Origin of the sequence: Paraburkholderia lebeckiae, assembly GCF_050436325.1 — a bacterium.
Classification (GTDB): domain Bacteria; phylum Pseudomonadota; class Gammaproteobacteria; order Burkholderiales; family Burkholderiaceae; genus Paraburkholderia; species Paraburkholderia tuberum.
In genome coordinates this window covers 4,096,503-4,115,539 of the sequence record NZ_JBNDLZ010000003.1, presented here as the reverse complement: position 1 = coordinate 4,115,539, position 19,037 = coordinate 4,096,503, and the positions used below count along the sequence as shown (strand labels likewise).

The following is a 19,037-nucleotide window of genomic DNA, read 5'->3' as shown; positions in this document are numbered from 1 at the left end:
AAACATGCAGGCGCCGAAGATGCCGAGCATCATCAGAAGACCGGCCATTTTCGATTTCTGATCGACCGAGCGTATCGCCAGCGCCATCAGCGCGAGGACGCCGCCCTCGCCGTTGTTGTCGGCGCGCATCACGAACAGCACGTACTTGACGCCGACCACGATCACGATCGCCCAGAACAGCAGCGAAATAACGCCAAGGATCGACTGATCGGTCAACGGGATGCCGTGCGACGGACTGAAGGCTTCCTTCAGCGCGTACAACGGGCTCGTACCGATGTCGCCGAACACCACTCCGATCGCGGCAATCGCAAGGGAAGGCAATGGCTGTTTGTGTACGTGATTGTTATCTGTCATGGACGCGAGGAAATCCGTTCCCGGGCGGAAAAAACGACCGCTATTTTAAACTGCCCATCCGGTACCGCCCGGCTTGTTGTGGATACGCCACGTGGATGTCCGCGCAGTGTAGCACTGCGATATGGACGCGCCTGTCGCGGTGCGGACGTCCTGGCGCCGCGCGTGACGCATAAAAAAACGGAGCCCGGCTGGGCCCCGTTTTGTGACACCGCGATGACGCGCGAGATCCGATGCGACAAAGCATGAGGCGCGCGGCTTCGCGTCAATTGCCCGACGCCTCATCGGCCTGGGCGATGCCGCGCTTGATCCACGCGCCGAGGTTATGCGGACGCACCGTGTCCCACTCCTCGAACGGCTGATGAATCCACGGGTTGGTCGGCAGATACTGCACGTGGTAATCGGGCTTCACCTTCGAGCAGCCCTTGTACCACAGCACCGCCGAGCGCACCGCGGTGATGGCCGGATAGCGGTCCTTCAGATGCTGCTGCACGCGCGCGAGCGTGACGCCCGAATCGACGAGGTCGTCGACGAGCAGCACGTTGCCGTGCAGTTCGCCACGCGTCATCGTGATGTATTGTGCGATGTCGAGTTCGCCCTGCTCCGTGCCTGCCGCCTCGCGATACGAGCTCGTTGCCAGAATCGCCAGAGGCAGATCATAGATGCGCGACAGCTGGTCACCGACGCGCAGACCGCCGCGCGCGAGGCACAGGATCTTGTCGAATTTCCAGCCCGATTCGTGCACGGCAAGTGCGAGCGTCTCGATCAGCCGGTGATATTCATCCCAGCCGACCCACAGGTTCTTGTCGTCGTTACGCGGATCTTTCATCGCGATCATGGGTACACCTTGCATCGCTTAGACCTTGAACGGATGACGCCGCAGAATCGTTTCGTCGCGATCCGGACCGGTGGAGACCATGTCGATCGGAATACCCGCGACTTCCTGCACGCGCGTGAGATACGCACGCGCGTTGGCGGGCAGCTTGTCCCACTCCTTGATGCCGACCGTGCTTTCTTTCCAGCCCGCGAAGCGTTCGTAGATCGGCTCGCAGCGCGCGACTTCCGTCGCGCCGCGCGGCAGCAGATCGACGTTCTGGCCGTCGATCGTATAGCCGATGCACAGCTTCACTTCGTCGAGACCGTCGAGCACGTCGAGCTTGGTCATGCACAGACCCGACACACCGTTGATCTGGATCGAGCGGCGCAGCGCCGCGACGTCGAGCCAGCCGGTGCGGCGCGGACGGCCGGTGACCGAGCCGAATTCCTTGCCGACGGTAGCGAGTTCGAGGCCGATTGGCTCCTGGCGCGACGCGTTGTCCGCATCGTAGAGCTCGCTCGGGAACGGGCCCGACCCGACGCGCGTGCAATACGCCTTCGTGATGCCGAGGATGTAGTTGAGCTTTTGCGGACCGACGCCCGCGCCTGCCGTGGCGGCACCCGCGACGCAGTTGCTCGACGTGACGAACGGATAGGTGCCGTGGTCGATGTCGAGCAGCGTGCCCTGCGCGCCTTCGAACAGCAGATTGCCGCCGTTCGCGTTGACGTCGTACAGACGGCGCGACACGTCGGTGACCATCGGCTTCAGACGGTCGGCGTAGCCCAGCATCGTGTCGAGCGTTTGCTGGAAGTCGACCGCGGCGACGCCAAGGTACTGCGTGAGCACGAAGTTGTGATAGTCGAGGTTTTCGCGCAGACGCTCGGCGAAGGCTTGCGCGTCGAACAGGTCCTGCACGCGCAGGCCACGGCGCGCTACCTTGTCCTCATAGGCCGGGCCGATGCCGCGGCCGGTCGTGCCGATCTTGCTCGCGCCACGGCGCGCTTCGCGGCCCTGGTCGATCGCGATGTGATACGGCAGGATCAGTGTGGTGGCTTCGGAAATGAACAGGCGTTTCTGAACGTCGATGCCGGCGGCTTCGAGTTCACCGATTTCCTTGAACAGCGCTTCCGGCGACAACACGACGCCATTGCCGATATAGCACGCGACGCCGGGATGCATGATGCCCGACGGAATCAGACGCAAGATGGTTTTCTTGCCTCCGATGATAAGCGTGTGACCGGCATTGTGACCGCCCTGGAAGCGAACGACGCCCTGAGCGTGGTCCGTCAGCCAGTCGACGATCTTGCCCTTGCCTTCATCACCCCATTGGGTACCCACGACGACGACGTTGCGCCCGGGGTTCACATTCACTGCGCTGGCAGACATGTTGTTTCGTAAGCTGGTTAAAAACGTATTTTACCTAGGTTCGCGGAAGCTTCCGGAATTTTTCCGTTTCCGCTCAACGGTATGCACGTTATGTTGAGTATTGCGAGGGATGCGCGGCTGCGTGTCTGTGCTCTACCGTGCCCGGTTCGGGCGGCTGCGTGGCCGCCCTGTGGCGAATACCGGGGACGCTTTCCCAGCAGTGTCGATCGGAATGCGCGGCTCAAGCGCGCGGTTCGACCACCCATGCGCCATTGCGCTCGACCAGCACTCGGTCGAACGCGAATTCATCGAGATCGTGCTTGTGGCCAGGCAGCGCCTGGATCACCACTTCACCGCCGTCGCGCAATGCCGCGACCGCGACGCGCAAGCCTTCGTCGTGCCGCCACGGCGCGAGGATCGCGCTGCTGCGCGCTTCGACCGGCGAGATGCGCGCGACTTCGCGCAGATCCAGCGAAAAGCCGGTTGCCGCGCGAGCGCGGCCATAGGCCTGACCGACGTGGTCGTAACGGCCGCCGCGCGCGACCGCGTTCGGCACGCCGTCCACGTAAGCGGAGAACATCACGCCGCTGTGGTACGCGTAGCCGCGCAGATCGGCGAGGTCGATCATCACTTCGGCGCCGTCGACCTGGCTCGCGAGGAACGCGAGGTCGTCGAGCGCGCGAGCGATCGCCGGCGAATTCGGCAGACGCGCGCGGGCCTCTTCGAGCACCGACGCGTCGCCGTACAGCGTCGGCAGCGCGCGCAGCGCGTCGCGAATCACCGGCGAGAATTGCGCGGTCATGTCGACGAGACGCGGCACGTCCTTGCCGGCCAGCGCGTCGTAGAGCGCCTGGCCGAGTTCCTCGGCGGCCGGCTCGGCTTCGATCAGCGCCGCCAGCACGCCCGCGTGACACAGGTCCAGACGCACCTTCGCGAGGCCGGCGAGACGCAGCGCGTCGAGCATCAGCTGCTGGATTTCGAGGTCCGCTTCGAGCCCCGCGTGGCCGTATATTTCCGCACCGATCTGGATCTGCTCACGCGTCGCATGCAGGCCGCGCGGGCGCGTATGCGCGACGTTGCCCGCATAGCAAAGACGCGTGACACCCTGGCGGTTCAGCAGATGCGCATCGATGCGCGCGACCTGCGGCGTGATGTCGGCGCGCAGACCGAGCGTGCGGCCCGACAGCTGATCGACGAGCTTGAACGTGCGCAGATTCAGATCGTGCCCACCGCCCGTCAGCAGCGACTCGAGGTATTCAAGCAGCGGCGGCATCACCATCTCGTAGCCGTACGAGCGGAAACGGTCCAGCAAATGACGCCGCAATTCTTCGATCTTGCGGGCCTCCGACGGCAGCACGTCGGCGATATTCTCAGGAAGCAACCAGGTCGACATCGATACAGTCCTACGGCGTTGAAAGCGGCGTCTTGAAGCGCCGATGATGAGTGTGAATGGCGTATAGCGGCTTGATTCCGGCGGCTGACACAGACGCTCGGGCGGCGTTTCGCGGCACGCGCGCGCCGCGCGGCGGCCTGACCGGTCAGTAGGCGTTTTGCTCGGGCCGGCATAACACGCCGCAACACGCGGCGTTCATCAGACAAGCAAGCCGGCTTCAGGTCGCGATGAACAGTAGAACCAGCCCGAGCAACATCACGATGAGCCCACCGACACGAATCTGATGCGACGGTCGTTCCGCAATTTTACGGAACGTGTCGCGCCAGGCGCTCGGAAAAACGAACGGAAACATCCCCTCGATAATCAGCATCAGCGCAATCGCGAGCAATAACGAACCAGCTATGTCCATGCGAGTGAAGCGGCCGCGATACGGATGCCGCGGCCTTCGGTAATCAGCGTTTGCGCGCAGCAGGCGCGGAAGCGTCCGGGGCGACGCCGCCGGTCGGGCTACGCATGAAGCGGAAGAACTCGCTACTGGAGTCGACCACGATCAGGTCGCCCGGCTTGAAGGTCTTCCGGTACGCCTGCATGCTTTGATAAAACTGGTAGAACTGTGGATCCTTGCCGAACGCTTCGGCAGCGATCTCCGCGGCCTTTGCATCGCCTTCGCCGCGAATGCCCTGCGCCTGCGCGAGGCCGTCGGCGAGCACCGCCTGCTGCTTCGCGAGCGCGTCCGCGCGGATCTGGTTCGCTTCGGCGGCGCCCTTCGCTCGCTCGTCCGCCGCGACCTGCTGGCGCGCGGCGATCATGCGCTTGAATACCGAGTCGGCCACCGCGGCCGGGAAATCGACGCGCGTGAGTTGCACATCCACGACCGATACGCCGAGCGATGCCGCGCCCTTGTCCATCGCACCGCGGGCCTCCTCGGCGACCGCCTGTTGTTTGGCGAGCGCGTCGGACAGCGTGAACTTGCCGAACGCGTCGCCGAGCGCGCCGCGCGACAGCAGCGCGAGCCGGTCGGGCAGACTCTCCGGATCACCCTTCGTTTCGGCGATCAGCTTCAGCGGATCGGCCACGCGGAACTTGATGACCGGGTTGACCAGCAGATCGGTTTTGTCGGACGTGACGTAATGATCTTCGTCGGGTGCGTCGAGCGACTGGATGCGATTGTCGACGAGCGTGACCGTTTGCAGCGGCGGCGGCAGCTTCACGTGCAGTCCCGGGCCGAGCAGCGTGGGCGTCGCGTCGCCGCGCGCGGACAGCACGGCCATATGCCGTTGATCGACGACGAACACCATCGACGATGCCGCGAACAGCACGATAACGACGGCGACGACGAGCGCAATGATTCGGTTCATATTCTTGTGCGCTCCTTATTGAACGTCGTCTTCGCGCATGCGATTGCGGAACGCATCGCGCGAGCGCAGCGACGCGGCGCTCGGCCGGCTCGCTGGCGCAGGCGCGGAAGCGGCGGGTCCGGATGCGCCATCGGCGGCGGAGCCTGCCGCGGCACCGGTCTCGGCGGCTGACGCGGCCGACGGTGCGGCCGCACTCGCCGCTTGCGGCGCGCCCGCGACAGCAGGACCCGAAGCGGCGGCGCCCGCCGCCGCGGCCTGGCGTTCGCGGTTCTGCTCGACGAGCCTGTCGAGCGGCAGATACAGAACGTTGTTGCCGTTCTTCGCGTCGACGAACACCTTGGTCGCGTTCGCGTAAATCTGCTGCATGGTTTCCATATACAGGCGGAAACGCACGACGGCCGGCGCCTGCGCGTATTGGGCGTAGATCTGCTTGAAGCGCTCGGCCTCGGCCTGTGCCTGCGCGACCGTGGTCTGGCTATAGGTTTTGGCTTCCTGGACCCGACGATCGACGTCGGCCTGCGCGCGCGGCAGGAGATCGGCCGCATAAGCCTGCGCATCGCGTTTCGCGCGTTCGTTTTCGTCGTGCACCTTCGCAGCGTCGGCGAACGCCGGTTGCACCTGCTCGGGCACCTGCACACTCTGGATCGTCACGCCCGTGACTGCCAGACCGGACTGGTACTGATCGAGCGATTGCTGGATCGCCGCAATCAGCTGCTGGCGCAAAGTTTCGTGATCCTGATCGAGGATATCGCTGGTGCTCTGCGCGCCGACGATGCCGCGCACCGCCGCCTGCGCGGCATGCATCACGCTCTGATCGGGATCGACGCTGCGAAACAGAAAGTCGTTGGGCTTGCGCACCTGGTACTGCACGGCGAAGCGCACGTCGACGATGTCGCCGTCGTGCGTGAGCATTGACGCGTCCTTCACGTTCGCAAGACGCACCACATTGCTACGGCCGATCTCGACCTGGCGGATCTGCCCGACATTGACGAACTCGTGGGACTCGAACGGATACGGCAGACGCCAGTGCACGCCCTGCGCCGCGGTATAGCGATACTTGCCGAACTGCAGCACGACGGCCGCCTGGCCATCCTGCACGACGAACACGCCGCTGCCGAGATAGATTGCGATCAGCACGCCGATCACGATGCCGACGCCGATGCGTGCGCCACGGCCGTTATCCGGACGGCCACCGCCGACACCGCCGCCCCTGCGCCCGAAAATCCGGGACAGACGGCGATTGAAATCGCGCCACATTTCGTCGAGATCGGGCGGACCTTCACCGTCGCGTGCCGGTCGCTTCGGATCGTTCGGCCGTTGCCGGTCGCCGTTGCCGTCGCCCCGGCCCCAACGCGGATCGTTCAGTGAAAGCAAGGCGCGCATACGCAGCCAGATACTCCGCTCGTTGTAATCGTTCACCTGTGTTCGTTCACCAGAGTAGACAGCGGGTCAGTGCAATTGGAACGGGTCAGTGCCCGAGTTCTGGAATCTTGTGGTCGTCGCGCAGTTGCGCCGCGCGGTCATCTTGCGACGCATCGAGCGGCATGTCGGCAAGCGGTTCGGCTGTAGCGATTTCAGCGATGGCAGCGCGCAACGCATCCAGCCCCTGCCCGGTGCGCGCGCTCAAAAAGACGCGCGAAATATTACCATACTCGTCCCGCTCGACCGCGTCGCCACGGGCCGCCAGCTCTGGCACCGCGTCGATCTTGTTGAACACGAGCACCTGACGGATCGTGTCCGCGCCGATCGCGTGCAACACCTCGTTGACCTGATCGATCTGGTCGAGCCGCACCGCGCTCGATGCATCGACGACATGCAGCAGCAGGTCCGCGTGAATGGTTTCCTCGAGCGTCGCGCGGAACGCGGCGACGAGCTGGTGCGGCAGCTCGCGGATGAAACCGACGGTATCAGACACCACCACCTGCCCCGCTTCGTCGCCCAGATACACGCGCCGCGAGGTGGTATCGAGCGTGGCGAACAACTGGTCGGCGGCATACGCCTGCGCCTTGGTCAGCGCGTTGAAGAGCGTCGATTTGCCGGCGTTCGTGTAGCCGACGAGCGACACCGACATCGTCTGGTTGCGATTACGCGCCCGGCGTTGCGTGCCATGCTGGCGGCGCAGCTTGTCGAGGCGGATCTTGAGCGCCTTGATGCGCTCGCCGATCAGCCGGCGGTCGGTTTCGAGCTGCGTTTCGCCTGGACCGCGCAATCCGATACCGCCCTTCTGACGTTCGAGGTGGGTCCACGCGCGAATCAGCCGGGTTGACAGATATTGCAGCTGCGCGAGCTCGACCTGCAGTTTGCCTTCGTGGCTGCGCGCGCGCTGCGCGAAAATGTCGAGGATCAGACTGGTGCGATCGACCACGCGCCGATTAAGCGCCCGCTCCAGATTGCGCTGCTGCGCAGGCGCCAGAGCATGGTTGAAGATCACGAGTTCGATGTCGTTTGCTTCGCACGCAAGGCGCAATTCTTCGGCCTTGCCGCTGCCGACGAACATCTTCGCGTCGGGACTGGAACGGCGTCCGGTGAGGGTGACCAGGGGGTTCGCGCCCGCGCTTTGCGCGAGCAGGCTGAGTTCTTCGAGACTGGCTTCGAAATCGATCTTGCCGAAGTCGATGCCAACGAGCGCTGCATTGATCAAATTGGAGGATATCAAAATGACGCGGCCGGGAATGATCGCCAACGGGCGACGGTGTGCCGGCCGCGGCGAGGGTTAGGACTGTTCGGAATCCGGGTGGAAATTCACCGGACGGGCAGGCACGACCGTCGAAATGGCGTGCTTGTAGACCATCTGGGTGACCGTATTCCGGAGCAACACGACGTACTGGTCGAACGATTCGATGTTCCCTTGAAGCTTGATGCCGTTGACCAGGTAGATCGACACCGGCACATGCTCTTTACGCAGTGCGTTCAAAAACGGGTCTTGTAACAATTGCCCTTTGTTGCTCATAGCAAACTCCGTATTTTTTTGCAGGTTGACTGAATTGACGGCGAAGAAAAAGAGATCCGCCGCCAACCGCTACACTATAGCTGATTTTCATTTCGACGCGCGGGCCTGGGACCTCCGGCCAAACCCAGCATACACGCGGGTTTCAGCCCAGGTTTAAGACCAGCTTCCGCTTGCTTCAGCCTTTGTCCGCGTAAGGGTTTGTCGACGATCTGAACTCTATTCGCAATGGAGTCCCCGTCAGCTTGAAAGTTTCCCGGAAGCGATTTTCGAGGTACCGCTTATACGTGTCGGTGATCGCGTCGAGCGCATTGCCGTGAATCACGATAATCGGCGGATTCTGCCCGCCCTGGTGTGCGTAACGCAGCTTCGGACGCACCGGACCGCGACGGCGCGGCTGCTGGAATTCGACCGCCTCGATCAGCGCGCGCGTCAGCTTCGGCGTCGGCAGCTTCGACATCGCGGCCGTGTACGCGTCGTCGACCGAACGCATCAGCGGCCCGATTCCGGTTTTTTCCGCGGCGGAAATGAAATGGAATTTGGCGAAGTCCAGAAATTTTAGTTTGCGTTCAAGGTCGGCTTTGGTGCGCTCGCGCACATGCGGATCGAGACCGTCCCATTTGTTCACGCCAACCACCAGCGCGCGGCCCTGCTCGACGACGAAGCCAGCAATGTGCGCATCCTGATCCGAGATGTCCTGACGCGCGTCGAGCAGCAGGATCACGACGTTCGCATCGGAGATTGACTGCAGCGTCTTCACGACCGAGAACTTTTCGATCGCCTCGAACACCTTGCCGCGGCGGCGCAGGCCGGCCGTATCGATCAGCGTATACGGCTTGCCGTTGCGCTCGAAATCGACGTAGATCGAGTCGCGCGTAGTGCCGGGCATGTCGAACGCGATCACGCGCTCTTCGCCGACCAGCGCATTGATCAGCGTCGATTTGCCGACGTTCGGCCGGCCGACGATGGCGATCTTCACGCCGCGCGCTTCCTTGTCTTCCTCGCTCTCTGCCGGCTGACCGGCATACGCGACTTCGAGCGCCTCGTTGATCATGTCGGTGACGCCGTCGCCGTGCGCGGCCGAAATCGCGCGCGGATCGCCGAGACCGAGTTCGTAGAAGTCGGCCGCGACGTTAGCGTACTTCATGCCCTCGGCCTTGTTCACGACGAGGAAGATCGGCCGGCCGACCTTGCGCAGATAGTCGGCAATCGACTTGTCCTGCGGCGCGAGACCGTTGCGGCCATCGACGATGAACACGACGACGTCCGACTCCTCGACCGCCTGGCGGGTCTGGCGCGCCATCTCGTGCAGGATGCCGTCTTTCGCGACCGGCTCGAAGCCGCCGGTGTCGACGACCAGATACGGCCGCTCGCCGGCGCGTCCTTCGCCGTAATGGCGATCGCGCGTGAGACCGGGCAGGTCGGCAACCAGCGCGTCACGCGAACGCGTAAGGCGGTTGAACAGCGTGGATTTCCCCACATTGGGGCGCCCAACGAGGGCAATAACGGGTTTCATCTGATGTTGTTCACGGTGAAACGCGGGATCGCAACCGATCGCGCGCGTAGCGATCGCCAGGCGGCCGCCACGGGGTGGCGTTCTGACGAAATTATCACGAATTCAGTCTGCTCCGGATGCGCGATCGATATGCGCATCCAGGCAGACGGGCGTGGGCTTCACAGACGCCGCCGGGGGGCGCCTGCTTCAGATCGGGCTGCTCGACGGCTGACGCGCTCGTGTTCGAGCGCGTCTTTAATTGCAAGGCCGCCGACGAAGCGCACGCGCCGCCTTGCATGTCGGCGGCCACAGCCTCGATCCGACTTGCCGGACCAGCCCATCCGGCGATTTTTTTATTGAGCCTGCCCGATCACGCGACGGGCAGCGTGGCAACCCGACGTAGGAGCCGCACGCCAAAGCCGGCGCAGACCTCAATCAAAAAGCGCGCGGCCGGCGAAGCCGGCCTGCACGCCTGACATCATCTATAGCGATCAGCGCGGACGATAGCCGAACAGGCCGCCGTCGCGCGTCTGTACGACCAGCGTGTCGCCGGCCAGCACCGGCGCCGCGGTAATCGCGCTGCCGTCGGTCTTCACTCGTGCGACGAGCGTGCCATCGACGGTCGACAGGAAATGCACGAAGCCCTTGTAGTCGCCGAACACGGCCGCGCGGCCGAGCAGCATCGGCACGCTCAGGTCGCGGTTCTTCAGCGTGTCGTTCTTCCACAGCACCGAGCCGTTGCTCACGTCGAATGCTGACACGACCGACCAGTCGTCGGCGGCGACCACGCTGCGCTCATCCTGTGCGAGGCCGCTCGTGCTCGAGAACGGCTTGCCCCACAGCGCGCGACCCGAGTTGGCGTCGAAACAGCCAATCTGGCCCTGGAACGTCACCGCGCAGGTCTCCGAACCCACCAGCGTGGGTGGGCCGGTCACGTCGTTGATACGCTCGACCTCGGTCACGCCCTTCGGATACGACACCGGCGTCTGCCAGTAGGCGTCGCCCGTCTGCAGGTTGATCGCGGCGAACGAGCCGCCCGGGAAGCCGGCCAGCACGGCCGCGTCACCTGCGAACGTCATGCCCGACGACACGCGCAGGTTCAGCGGCACGGCGCGGTTGCGGAAGTTCCACTTCTGCTCGCCGGTTTGCGCGTTGAACGCGACGATCTGGCCGTCGATCGTGCGCACGATCACGAGGCCGTTGCCGACGAGCGGCGGCGTAATGATCTCGCCCGGCGCCTTCGCGGTCCACAGCTGCTTGCCGTCCGCGCCTAGCACGTACACGTCGCCCTTCAAGCCACCGACCGCGGTGAGCGTGCCATCGCTGCCGACGCCCGCCGACAGATCATCGTGCAACTTGACTCGCCACACGTCCTTGCCCGTTTGCGCGTCGATCTTGGCGACCGTGCCATTCGTGCCGGCAGCGTACACGGCATTGCCGACCGCAACCGGCGAGAACAGGTAGCGGCCCGCCTTGCCGACGCTCGCCGACCAGGACTGCTGCACGTCGAGCACGGGTTTGAACTCGGTGAGCGGCGTCGGCACACGGCGCTCGTCTTTCGTGGATGAGCAAGCCGCCAGCGTGAGAACGGTCATCGCACAGATAACGGGCACGGCGTAACGTTTCAGCAGATTCATCGGTGGACGAAGCATTCAGGAAATTGGATTAAAGGAGACCGCCTTGCGGTCGTGGCTCGCGGCGCGCCGCGCGGGACGCTCAGCCGCCAAGCGCATCCAGCTTGAACTGGATCAGCTGGCGCGCCGAACTGTCGCTGTTCGACAGCGAGTCGAGCGCGAGCTTGTAGGCCGCGCGCGCGTCGTCGCGCTTGCCCTGGGCGGCGAGCAGGTCGCCGCGGCGGTCCGCCACGACGCCCTTGAAGGCATCGGATTGTGGCTCGACCAGGAGCGCGAGGCCCTGGTCGTATGCCTTGTCGTCGAGCAGCAGCGATGCCATGCGCAGCTTCGCTATCTGCTTGAACTCGTCGTCCTTCGCGTGATCGATCGTCCATTGCAGCTGCGCTTTCGCGCCGGCTTCGTCGCCAGCGGCGTAGAGCGCCTTGGCGGCGCCGAGCGCAGTCATCTGCGCGTAGGCAGTGCGGCCGAACTTGTCTTCCATGTCGGCGGCGACGCGCGCAATCTGCGCCTTATCGCCCGATGCCGCGGCTTGCTGAACCTGGTCATACAGCACCGCGGCTTCCGCGGCCTGACGACGCTGCCAGAAATTCCAGCCGTTCCAGCTCGCGCCTGCCAGCAACACCACCAGCACGATCCACGTGGTCGCATTGCCCCACTGCTTCCACCATGCCCTCAGACTTTCAATCGATTCTTGTTCGTCGTGGTAACTCATTGCCCGGCGATTTCCTCTTTCTTGCTACGTGTGCGTGTCGAGCCAGCCGGCCCAACGACATCGCGATCAGTCGTCGCCGTCTTCGGCGGATGCAACCATCGCATTGATTAGATATTCGGTCAAGTCTTCGGCGGCCACGTTCTGTTGCTCGTTCTTACCACCGTTGGCTTGCGTATCGCGCAGCGGTTTCACGCCGACCGTGCCGTTGGCGATCTCATCTTCGCCGAGCACGACCGCGAACGCGGCGCCGCTCGCGTCGGCGCGCTTCATCTGCGACTTGAAGCTTGCCGACTGACCGTCCGCGCTGCAATGCAGAATCACGTCGAGACCGGTATCGCGCAGACGCTCGGCGATGATGAACGCCTGCTCGCGCGCGGCGTCGCCCTGATGGACCACGTACACGTCGCAACCGTCGTCTTCCGGCACGAGCTGCTCTTCCTTCAGCAGCTCGAGAATCCGCTCGACGCCCATCGCCCAGCCGCACGCAGCCGTCGGCTTGCCGCCGAGCTGTTCGATCAGCGGATCGTAGCGGCCACCCGCCGCGACCGTGCCTTGCGCGCCGAGTTTGTCGGTCACCCACTCGAACACGGTCAGATTGTAGTAATCGAGACCGCGCACGAGACGCGGATTGATCGTGAACGGAAGGTTGTTCGCCTTCAGCAGACGCTGCAGAGCTTCGAAGTGCGCGCGCGATTCTTCCCCAAGAAAATCGATCAGCTTCGGCGCGTTCCGCGCGACTTCCTGCAGCGCAGGATTCTTCGTATCGAGCACGCGCAGCGGGTTCGTATAGAGACGGCGCTTCGCGTCTTCGTCGAGCACGTCCATGTGCATTTCGAGATACGCGATCAGTTCGACACGATGCGCGGCGCGCTCTTCAGCGAGGCCCAACGAGTTGATTTCGAGCTTGATGCCAGTCAGTCCGAGATCGTCCCACAGACGCTGGCACATCATGATGATTTCCGCGTCCGCATCCGGACCCGCGAAACCGAGCGCCTCGACACCGACCTGGTGGAACTGGCGATAACGGCCGCGCTGCGGACGCTCGTGACGGAACATCGGACCGATATACCACAGACGCTTCGGGCCATCGTACAGCATGTTGTGTTCGATCGACGCGCGCACCACCGCCGCCGTGTTTTCCGGGCGCATCGTCAGGTTTTCGCCGTTCAATGCGTCGGTGAAGCTGTACATCTCTTTTTCGACGATGTCGGTCACTTCGCCGATACCGCGTGTGAACAGCTGCGTATGCTCGACGATCGGCGTGCGGATATTCTGGTATCCGTACGAACGCAGCATCGACTTGACGGTGGTTTCGAAAAATTCCCAGAGCCCTGCTTCCTGCGGAAGGATGTCGTTCATGCCTTTCACGCCGGACAGCTTCTCGAGCTTTTTCTTCTGTTCAGTCATCTGTGTTTCGATAGCCGGTATTTAGTTGAGCGCGTCGGCGCGGCCATAGCGGCGCTCGACGTAGTCGCTCACGATTTGCTGGAATTCTTGCGCGATGTTCTCGCCGCGCAGCGTCTTCGCCTTTTCGCCGTCGATGAACACCGGCGCGGCCGGATTCTCGCCCGAGCCCGGCAAGCTGATGCCGATATTCGCCTGCTTCGATTCGCCCGGACCATTGACGATGCAGCCCATCACCGCGACGTGCATCTGCTCGACGCCGGGATACTGGTCGCGCCACACCGGCATCTGCTGACGCAGGTAGGTCTGGATCTGCGACGCGAGTTCCTGGAACAGCGTGCTCGTGGTGCGCCCGCAGCCGGGGCACGCGATCACCATCGGCGTGAACGACCGCAGGCCCATTGTCTGCAGAATCTCCTGACCAACGATCACTTCGCCTGTGCGCGACGCGCCCGGTTCCGGCGTCAGCGAAATACGGATCGTATCGCCGATGCCCTGCTGCAGCAGAACCGACAGCGCCGCGGTTGACGCGACGATGCCCTTCGAACCCATGCCCGCTTCGGTCAGGCCAAGATGCAGCGCGAAATCGCAACGGCGCGCGAGTTCGCGGTACACGGCAATCAGATCCTGCACGCCGCTGACCTTGCACGACAGGATGATCTGGTCGCGCCCGAGGCCGAGTTCGACCGCACGTTCCGCCGAGCCGATCGCTGACTGGATCAGCGCTTCGTACATCACGCTTTGCGCTTCCCACGGAGCGGCGCGCGAGCCGTTTTCGTCCATCATCTTCGCGAGCAGGTCCTGGTCGAGGCTGCCCCAGTTCACGCCGATGCGCACCGGCTTGTCGTATTTGACCGCCGTCTCGATCATCTGCGCAAACTGCGTGTCGCGCTTCGCGCCGTGCCCGACGTTGCCCGGATTGATCCGGTACTTCGACAGCGATTCCGCGCAGCCCGGATAGTCGCGCAGCAGCAGGTGGCCGTTGTAATGGAAGTCGCCGACGAGCGGCACCATCACGCCCATGCGGTCGAGTTGCTCGCGGATCGCCGGCACGGCCGCCGCCGCTTCCGGCGTATTCACGGTGATACGCACCAGTTCGGACCCGGCTTGCGCCAGTTCCTTGATCTGGATAGCGGTGCCGATCGCGTCGGCGGTGTCGGTGTTGGTCATCGACTGCACGCGCACCGGCGCATCGCCGCCGATGGTCACGAGCTGGCCGCCCCAGCGGACGTTGACCGCATGCGACTTGCGGCGCATCGCGGGGCCGCCGAACACCGGCTCGTCTGAAACGATCTTGCTACAGGATTGGGATTGAGCTTCGGTTTGCATCGAAAAACCCATTTACGCCGCACGCGCTATGCAAAAACGCAGCGCCTGAATTGAAAAAGCGCCGCGGACCGGTTGGCCGCGGCGCGTACCGTATCTGTCAAGGCAGCGCAAAGCGCGCCACGTTGCCCTTTGCTGTCGCATATTTCGACGGATCGACCGGCTGGCCGTCGAGCGTCACCGACTCGAGACCCGCCTTGTTGCCGACCGTGACCTTGAACGGACCGACACCCGTCACTTGCTTCGGATCGCCGGCATGCACGAGGCCGGAGAACAGTTCCTTGCCGTTCTTGTCACGCACGCTGAACCAGCTGTCCTGCGTCACGCGCAGCGCGACGACCGCCTCGCCGAGCGCTGGCGTGACCGCCGGTGCCGACGCGTTCGCCACGACCACCGGCGCATTTGCGCTCTCCATGGCGGCCTGTGCCTGAGCCTGCGAGCCGGCCTTCGGTGCCGCGGCCGTCGGTGCCGGCGTTGCCGCTGTATTCGCTGCCGGGCCCGAGCCCGGCGTGGTGCCAGTGGCAAGCGGAGCCGGCATCGGCGTTGCCGACGCAGACGCCGCATTATCCGCGCTCGCCGCGTTGTCCGCCGTGGCCGCCGCCGATGCCCCTTCCGCCGCCGTCGCCGGACCCTGAGCGACCGCGCCCGAAGCCGCCGTGTCGCTGCTAGTCGAACTATTCGCGCTTGCCTTCAGGCGCGCGAGCCACGCGGACGAATCACCGCCGTTAGTGCGCCACATCCCGAGTGCGATGACCGCGACGACGATCGCCGCAATGCCCCACAGCCACGAACGGCTCTTGTGCCCGCTGTCGCCGAGCGACAGCGAAACCTTGCCGCGCGGCAGATCCTTGCCCGATGACGCCGGCATCGACAGATTCGGCGCCGGCACGCCCTTCTCGCGACGCAACGCCGCCGTAAAAGGCGCTGGATCGGCGCCGAGCATTTTCGCGTAGCTGCGCACGACGCCGAGTGCAAACGTCGTGTCCGGCAGATGGCTGACGTCGCCCGCCTCGAGCGCGCTCAGCTTGACGACCGACACCTTCAGTCGCGCCGACACGTCCTCGATAGTCCAGCCTTTCGACTCGCGCAACTGGGTCAAGCGCGCGCCAACCGCTGCCAGCGAATCAAGGGCCGGGTGCACGACAGGCTGGACCACCGCCCTTGCAACAGGTGCAGGATGGCCATCGTTCGTGTCTGTCTCGTGCGGCTGCGGGTGCTGCGGCTCACTCATCCCAAATCCTTTCGCGTCGATTCTTTTTAATCGTGCGACCGGACGGGCTCGAGCGTCACGTCCAAATCGCAGACCGTTTATAACAAAATGTGCGGCTTTGTGTACTGCTCCCGATCGATTCTGCAAACTTTCATTTAATCGCCGGTGACATGGGAGCATTTTTGCGCTCGCGGTGCTTTCCGCCGAACGCCGACGCCCTGCTGCCCCTCGCGATTACACGGCGCGAACCTCGATCATCTTCGCCGCCTTCCCGGTGCGCTCAGCAAGACGCGTGCGGTCTTTCACCGCGCCGGCCAGCTGACCGCAGGCAGCATCGATATCGTCGCCGCGGGTCTTGCGCACAGTGGTGACGACGCCAGCGTCGATCAACACCTGCGCAAACCGCTTGATCTGTTCCGGCTTCGAGCGGATAAGGCCCGATTCGGGGAACGGATTGAACGGAATCAGATTGAACTTGCACGGCACGTTACGCGTGACGGCGAGCAACTCGCGCGCGTGCGCCTCGCTGTCGTTCACGCCATCGAGCATGCAGTATTCGAACGTAATGAAATCTCGCGGCGCAACTTTCAGATAGCGCTCGCACGCCGCCATCAGCTCGGCCAGCGGATACTTTTTGTTGAGCGGCACCAGCACGTCGCGCAGCGCGTCGTTCGAGGCATGCAGCGACACCGCGAGCGCCACGGGCAGATCCGCGCCGAGCCGGTCCATCATCGGTACGACGCCCGAAGTGGACAACGTGACGCGCCGGCGCGACAGGCCGTACGCATTGTCGTCGAGCATCAGGCGCATGGCCGGCACGACCGCGTCGTAATTGAGCAGCGGCTCGCCCATTCCCATCATCACGACGTTCGTGACGACGCGCTCGCCCTTGCCGTCGCCGCCCATCGCGCGACCGCCAGCATCACCACGCGACGCGCGCAGCGCAAACTCAGCCATGCGCAACTGGCCGATGATTTCGCCGGTGGTGAGATTGCGGGAGAACCCTTGCTTGCCGGTCGAGCAGAACCGGCAGTTGACCGCACACCCGGCCTGTGACGACACACACAGCGTGCCGCGCGTTTCTTCGGGGATGTAGACGGTTTCAACGGCGTTGCCGTTTCCGACGTCGATCAGCCACTTGCGTGTGCCGTCCGACGAAACGTGGTCGCTGACGACGCCCGGCATCGTGATCGCGGCGCGCCCTTTGAGCTTTTCGCGCAAGGACTTCGCGAGATCGGTCATGCCATCGAAGTCGGAAGCGTTGTATTGATGAATCCAGCGCTGCAATTGCTTGGCGCGAAACGGTTTCTCGCCCAGGCTGTCGCAGTAGGCGACGAGCCCTTGGGCGTCGAGGTCGAGAAGGTTGACGGAGGGACTGCTCGTCATATCGAATCCTGCCATTTCATTGCGAGACTACGTTCATGCAACAAGCTGCATGAACGCCGTGCCCGTTCGCGCCCATTCCTGCTGCTTTTACCTTACTACTTTGTCGTGCAACGCGCGCGATTCATGCGATAAAACAATTCGGCTGCACGAAACGCGCCAGGCGGACACGGCTTACGACCGAGGCCAGTGCCTGACCTCAGCGCGAGGCGCTCAACGCGAGTAGACGTTGACTTGGGGAAAGAAAAATGCGATTTCAATCGCGGCCGTTTCCGGTGCGTCCGAGCCGTGCACCGCGTTGGCGTCGATGCTGTCCGCGAAGTCGGCACGGATCGTGCCCTTTTCTGCCTTCTTCGGGTCAGTCGCACCCATCAGATCACGGTGTTTCAGGACCGCGTTTTCGCCTTCCAGCGCTTGCACGACCACCGGACCGGAGATCATGAATTCGACGAGGTCCTTGAAGAACGGACGTGCTGCGTGCACGGCGTAGAACTTCTCGGCGTCAGCACGCGACAGATGAACCATGCGCGATGCCACGATCTTCAGACCAGCGTTTTCAAAACGGGTATAGATCTGGCCGATCACGTTCTTGGCCACTGCGTCCGGCTTGATAATCGACAGGGTGCGCTCGATCGCCATAAAAACTCCAAAAAATTAAGAAGTTACAGATTCAAATGAATCCGCTATTGTAGCATGTTCCCGTGTATCATTGCGATTGAACCCTTACAGCACTGAAAGGATCAAAGCAAAGGGCGCGAAATACTGGTAGCGTAGGCCATGTGGGCGACTGGAGGCATTGAAACTCCGTGCTGCCGCGCTAATCTTACGGATGAACGGTGCGCCCGCCGGCGCTTCGCAAATTGCCGTATCACCATCACGAAACACGCTTCCGAGGTAAGGAGAGATCATGAACGAACATCCGTATATGTTTGGCCGCAACGGCGCGGTCAGCACGGTCGAAACACGCAACCGCGTGCTACGGAATACCTACTGGCTGCTCGCACTGTCCATGATTCCGACCGTGCTCGGCGCGTGGGTGGGTCTTGCCACCGGCTTCTCACTGTTCGCCGCCACCAGCCCCGCCATGAGCATGCTGGCATTCTTCGCGATCGCCTTCGGCTTCATGTTCGCGATCCAGCGCACCAAGGACAGCGCCGTCGGCGTCTTCGTACTGCTCGGCTTCACGTTCTTCATGGGGCTGATGCTGTCGCGCATTCTCGCGTTCGTGCTCGGCTTCTCGAACGGCCCGTCGCTGATCATGCTTGCTTTTGGTGGCACCGGTGTGATCTTCGCGGCCATGGCGACCATCGCCACGGTCAGCAAACGCGACTTCTCGGGCCTCGGCAAGTGGCTCTTCATGGGCGTGATCGTGATCCTGCTGGCTTCGGTCGCGAACGTGTTCCTGCAACTGCCGGCGCTGATGCTGACGGTTTCAGTCATGGCAATCGTGATCTTTTCCGCCTACATCATGTTCGACGTGCAGCGCGTCGTGAACGGCGGCGAGACGAATTACATCACGGCGACGCTGGCGATCTACCTGGATCTGTACAACGTGTTCGTCAATCTGCTTGCGCTGCTCGGCATTTTTGGCGGCAACCGCAATTAAGTTTGGCCGGTCGCGCGGCGTGCCCCACGCCGCACT

The 19,037-nt window shown here is 63.4% G+C and carries 20 protein-coding genes; 2 read left to right on the top strand and 18 right to left on the bottom strand.

Going from position 1 to position 19,037, the window contains the following annotated elements; genetic code table 11:
• The 10 genes from OKW44_RS36950 to der form a co-directional block, all read right to left on the bottom strand.
• Window positions 1-354, bottom strand: a 354-nt coding sequence (locus OKW44_RS36950) for a KUP/HAK/KT family potassium transporter (RefSeq protein ID WP_429412470.1), incomplete at its 3' end; no start/stop codon positions are given.
• 262 nt (window positions 355-616) lie between these two features.
• On the bottom strand, window positions 617-1,189 hold the full coding sequence (locus OKW44_RS36945; RefSeq protein ID WP_026225301.1) for a phosphoribosyltransferase: 573 nt from the start codon (window positions 1,187-1,189) through the stop codon (window positions 617-619).
• A gap of 18 nt (window positions 1,190-1,207) precedes the next feature.
• Window positions 1,208-2,554: an adenylosuccinate synthase gene (locus OKW44_RS36940; RefSeq protein WP_018417574.1), complete on the bottom strand. Its 1,347-nt coding sequence runs from the start codon at window positions 2,552-2,554 to the stop codon at window positions 1,208-1,210.
• Between the two features lie 220 nt (window positions 2,555-2,774).
• Window positions 2,775-3,926, bottom strand: a complete 1,152-nt coding sequence (locus tag OKW44_RS36935) for an ATP phosphoribosyltransferase regulatory subunit (RefSeq protein ID WP_018417573.1) — start codon at window positions 3,924-3,926, stop codon at window positions 2,775-2,777.
• A gap of 217 nt (window positions 3,927-4,143) precedes the next feature.
• Window positions 4,144-4,335, bottom strand: coding sequence for a DUF2065 domain-containing protein (locus tag OKW44_RS36930; RefSeq protein WP_018417571.1), 192 nt, complete (start codon window positions 4,333-4,335; stop codon window positions 4,144-4,146).
• Between the two features lie 43 nt (window positions 4,336-4,378).
• Complete coding sequence (gene hflC, locus OKW44_RS36925; protein WP_018417570.1) at window positions 4,379-5,284, bottom strand: protease modulator HflC; 906 nt, start codon at window positions 5,282-5,284, stop codon at window positions 4,379-4,381.
• 15 nt (window positions 5,285-5,299) lie between these two features.
• Window positions 5,300-6,703, bottom strand: a complete 1,404-nt coding sequence (gene hflK, locus OKW44_RS36920) for an FtsH protease activity modulator HflK (RefSeq protein WP_018417569.1) — start codon at window positions 6,701-6,703, stop codon at window positions 5,300-5,302.
• 49 nt (window positions 6,704-6,752) lie between these two features.
• A complete protein-coding gene (hflX, locus tag OKW44_RS36915; RefSeq protein ID WP_026225300.1) occupies window positions 6,753-7,940 on the bottom strand; it encodes a GTPase HflX in 1,188 nt (395 codons plus the stop codon).
• A gap of 57 nt (window positions 7,941-7,997) precedes the next feature.
• Window positions 7,998-8,234 (bottom strand): RNA chaperone Hfq, encoded by a 237-nt coding sequence (gene hfq, locus OKW44_RS36910; protein WP_006051315.1) that lies wholly within the window; start codon window positions 8,232-8,234, stop codon window positions 7,998-8,000.
• 175 nt (window positions 8,235-8,409) lie between these two features.
• Window positions 8,410-9,747 (bottom strand): ribosome biogenesis GTPase Der, encoded by a 1,338-nt coding sequence (gene der / locus OKW44_RS36905; RefSeq protein WP_026225299.1) that lies wholly within the window; start codon window positions 9,745-9,747, stop codon window positions 8,410-8,412.
• A gap of 218 nt (window positions 9,748-9,965) precedes the next feature.
• Here der and OKW44_RS36900 point away from each other — a divergent pair, with 218 nt between their 5' ends.
• Window positions 9,966-10,202 (top strand): hypothetical protein, encoded by a 237-nt coding sequence (locus OKW44_RS36900; protein WP_162633875.1) that lies wholly within the window; start codon window positions 9,966-9,968, stop codon window positions 10,200-10,202.
• Window positions 10,203-10,217: 15 nt separating this feature from the next.
• On the opposite strand, the gene bamB is transcribed toward OKW44_RS36900, so the two are convergent.
• From bamB to OKW44_RS36860, 8 genes are all read right to left on the bottom strand, one after another.
• Window positions 10,218-11,363: an outer membrane protein assembly factor BamB gene (bamB, locus tag OKW44_RS36895; RefSeq protein WP_018417565.1), complete on the bottom strand. Its 1,146-nt coding sequence runs from the start codon at window positions 11,361-11,363 to the stop codon at window positions 10,218-10,220.
• A gap of 79 nt (window positions 11,364-11,442) precedes the next feature.
• On the bottom strand, window positions 11,443-12,072 hold the full coding sequence (locus OKW44_RS36890) for a YfgM family protein (RefSeq protein WP_018417564.1): 630 nt from the start codon (window positions 12,070-12,072) through the stop codon (window positions 11,443-11,445).
• Window positions 12,073-12,138: 66 nt separating this feature from the next.
• On the bottom strand, window positions 12,139-13,479 hold the full coding sequence (hisS, locus tag OKW44_RS36885; RefSeq protein WP_018417563.1) for a histidine--tRNA ligase: 1,341 nt from the start codon (window positions 13,477-13,479) through the stop codon (window positions 12,139-12,141).
• Window positions 13,480-13,500: 21 nt separating this feature from the next.
• A complete protein-coding gene (gene ispG, locus OKW44_RS36880) occupies window positions 13,501-14,817 on the bottom strand; it encodes a flavodoxin-dependent (E)-4-hydroxy-3-methylbut-2-enyl-diphosphate synthase (RefSeq protein WP_018417562.1) in 1,317 nt (438 codons plus the stop codon).
• A gap of 85 nt (window positions 14,818-14,902) precedes the next feature.
• Complete coding sequence (locus tag OKW44_RS36875; protein ID WP_018417561.1) at window positions 14,903-16,033, bottom strand: helix-turn-helix domain-containing protein; 1,131 nt, start codon at window positions 16,031-16,033, stop codon at window positions 14,903-14,905.
• 213 nt (window positions 16,034-16,246) lie between these two features.
• Complete coding sequence (rlmN, locus tag OKW44_RS36870; RefSeq protein WP_018417560.1) at window positions 16,247-17,398, bottom strand: dual-specificity RNA methyltransferase RlmN; 1,152 nt, start codon at window positions 17,396-17,398, stop codon at window positions 16,247-16,249.
• Between the two features lie 210 nt (window positions 17,399-17,608).
• Window positions 17,609-18,034 carry a nucleoside-diphosphate kinase gene (gene ndk, locus OKW44_RS36865; RefSeq protein ID WP_018417559.1) on the bottom strand — a complete coding sequence of 142 codons (426 nt, stop codon included), beginning with the start codon at window positions 18,032-18,034 and terminating at the stop codon, window positions 17,609-17,611.
• Between the two features lie 84 nt (window positions 18,035-18,118).
• Window positions 18,119-18,304: a hypothetical protein gene (locus OKW44_RS36860; protein ID WP_280785225.1), complete on the bottom strand. Its 186-nt coding sequence runs from the start codon at window positions 18,302-18,304 to the stop codon at window positions 18,119-18,121.
• Here OKW44_RS36860 and OKW44_RS36855 point away from each other — a divergent pair.
• Window positions 18,303-19,001 (top strand): Bax inhibitor-1/YccA family protein, encoded by a 699-nt coding sequence (locus OKW44_RS36855; RefSeq protein ID WP_018417558.1) that lies wholly within the window; start codon window positions 18,303-18,305, stop codon window positions 18,999-19,001. The two genes, OKW44_RS36860 and OKW44_RS36855, sit on opposite strands and share 2 nt — an antisense overlap.
• Window positions 19,002-19,037: the final 36 nt, after the last annotated feature.

What these genes read in the sequence shown, in the direction of transcription:
- OKW44_RS36945 (WP_026225301.1), bottom strand. Translation starts at nt 1,189, where the DNA reads ATGATCGCGATGAAAGATCCGCGTAACGACGACAAGAACCTGTGGGTC.
- OKW44_RS36935 (WP_018417573.1), bottom strand. Translation starts at nt 3,926, where the DNA reads ATGTCGACCTGGTTGCTTCCTGAGAATATCGCCGACGTGCTGCCGTCG.
- der (WP_026225299.1), bottom strand. Translation starts at nt 9,747, where the DNA reads ATGAAACCCGTTATTGCCCTCGTTGGGCGCCCCAATGTGGGGAAATCC.
- hfq (WP_006051315.1), bottom strand. Translation starts at nt 8,234, where the DNA reads ATGAGCAACAAAGGGCAATTGTTACAAGACCCGTTTTTGAACGCACTG.
- OKW44_RS36930 (WP_018417571.1), bottom strand. Translation starts at nt 4,335, where the DNA reads ATGGACATAGCTGGTTCGTTATTGCTCGCGATTGCGCTGATGCTGATT.
- OKW44_RS36940 (WP_018417574.1), bottom strand. Translation starts at nt 2,554, where the DNA reads ATGTCTGCCAGCGCAGTGAATGTGAACCCCGGGCGCAACGTCGTCGTC.
- rlmN (WP_018417560.1), bottom strand. Translation starts at nt 17,398, where the DNA reads ATGACGAGCAGTCCCTCCGTCAACCTTCTCGACCTCGACGCCCAAGGG.
- hflC (WP_018417570.1), bottom strand. Translation starts at nt 5,284, where the DNA reads ATGAACCGAATCATTGCGCTCGTCGTCGCCGTCGTTATCGTGCTGTTC.
- bamB (WP_018417565.1), bottom strand. Translation starts at nt 11,363, where the DNA reads ATGAATCTGCTGAAACGTTACGCCGTGCCCGTTATCTGTGCGATGACC.
- ndk (WP_018417559.1), bottom strand. Translation starts at nt 18,034, where the DNA reads ATGGCGATCGAGCGCACCCTGTCGATTATCAAGCCGGACGCAGTGGCC.
- OKW44_RS36855 (WP_018417558.1), top strand. Translation starts at nt 18,303, where the DNA reads ATGAACGAACATCCGTATATGTTTGGCCGCAACGGCGCGGTCAGCACG.
- hisS (WP_018417563.1), bottom strand. Translation starts at nt 13,479, where the DNA reads ATGACTGAACAGAAGAAAAAGCTCGAGAAGCTGTCCGGCGTGAAAGGC.
- ispG (WP_018417562.1), bottom strand. Translation starts at nt 14,817, where the DNA reads ATGGGTTTTTCGATGCAAACCGAAGCTCAATCCCAATCCTGTAGCAAG.
- OKW44_RS36875 (WP_018417561.1), bottom strand. Translation starts at nt 16,033, where the DNA reads ATGAGTGAGCCGCAGCACCCGCAGCCGCACGAGACAGACACGAACGAT.
- OKW44_RS36890 (WP_018417564.1), bottom strand. Translation starts at nt 12,072, where the DNA reads ATGAGTTACCACGACGAACAAGAATCGATTGAAAGTCTGAGGGCATGG.
- OKW44_RS36860 (WP_280785225.1), bottom strand. Translation starts at nt 18,304, where the DNA reads ATGATCTCTCCTTACCTCGGAAGCGTGTTTCGTGATGGTGATACGGCA.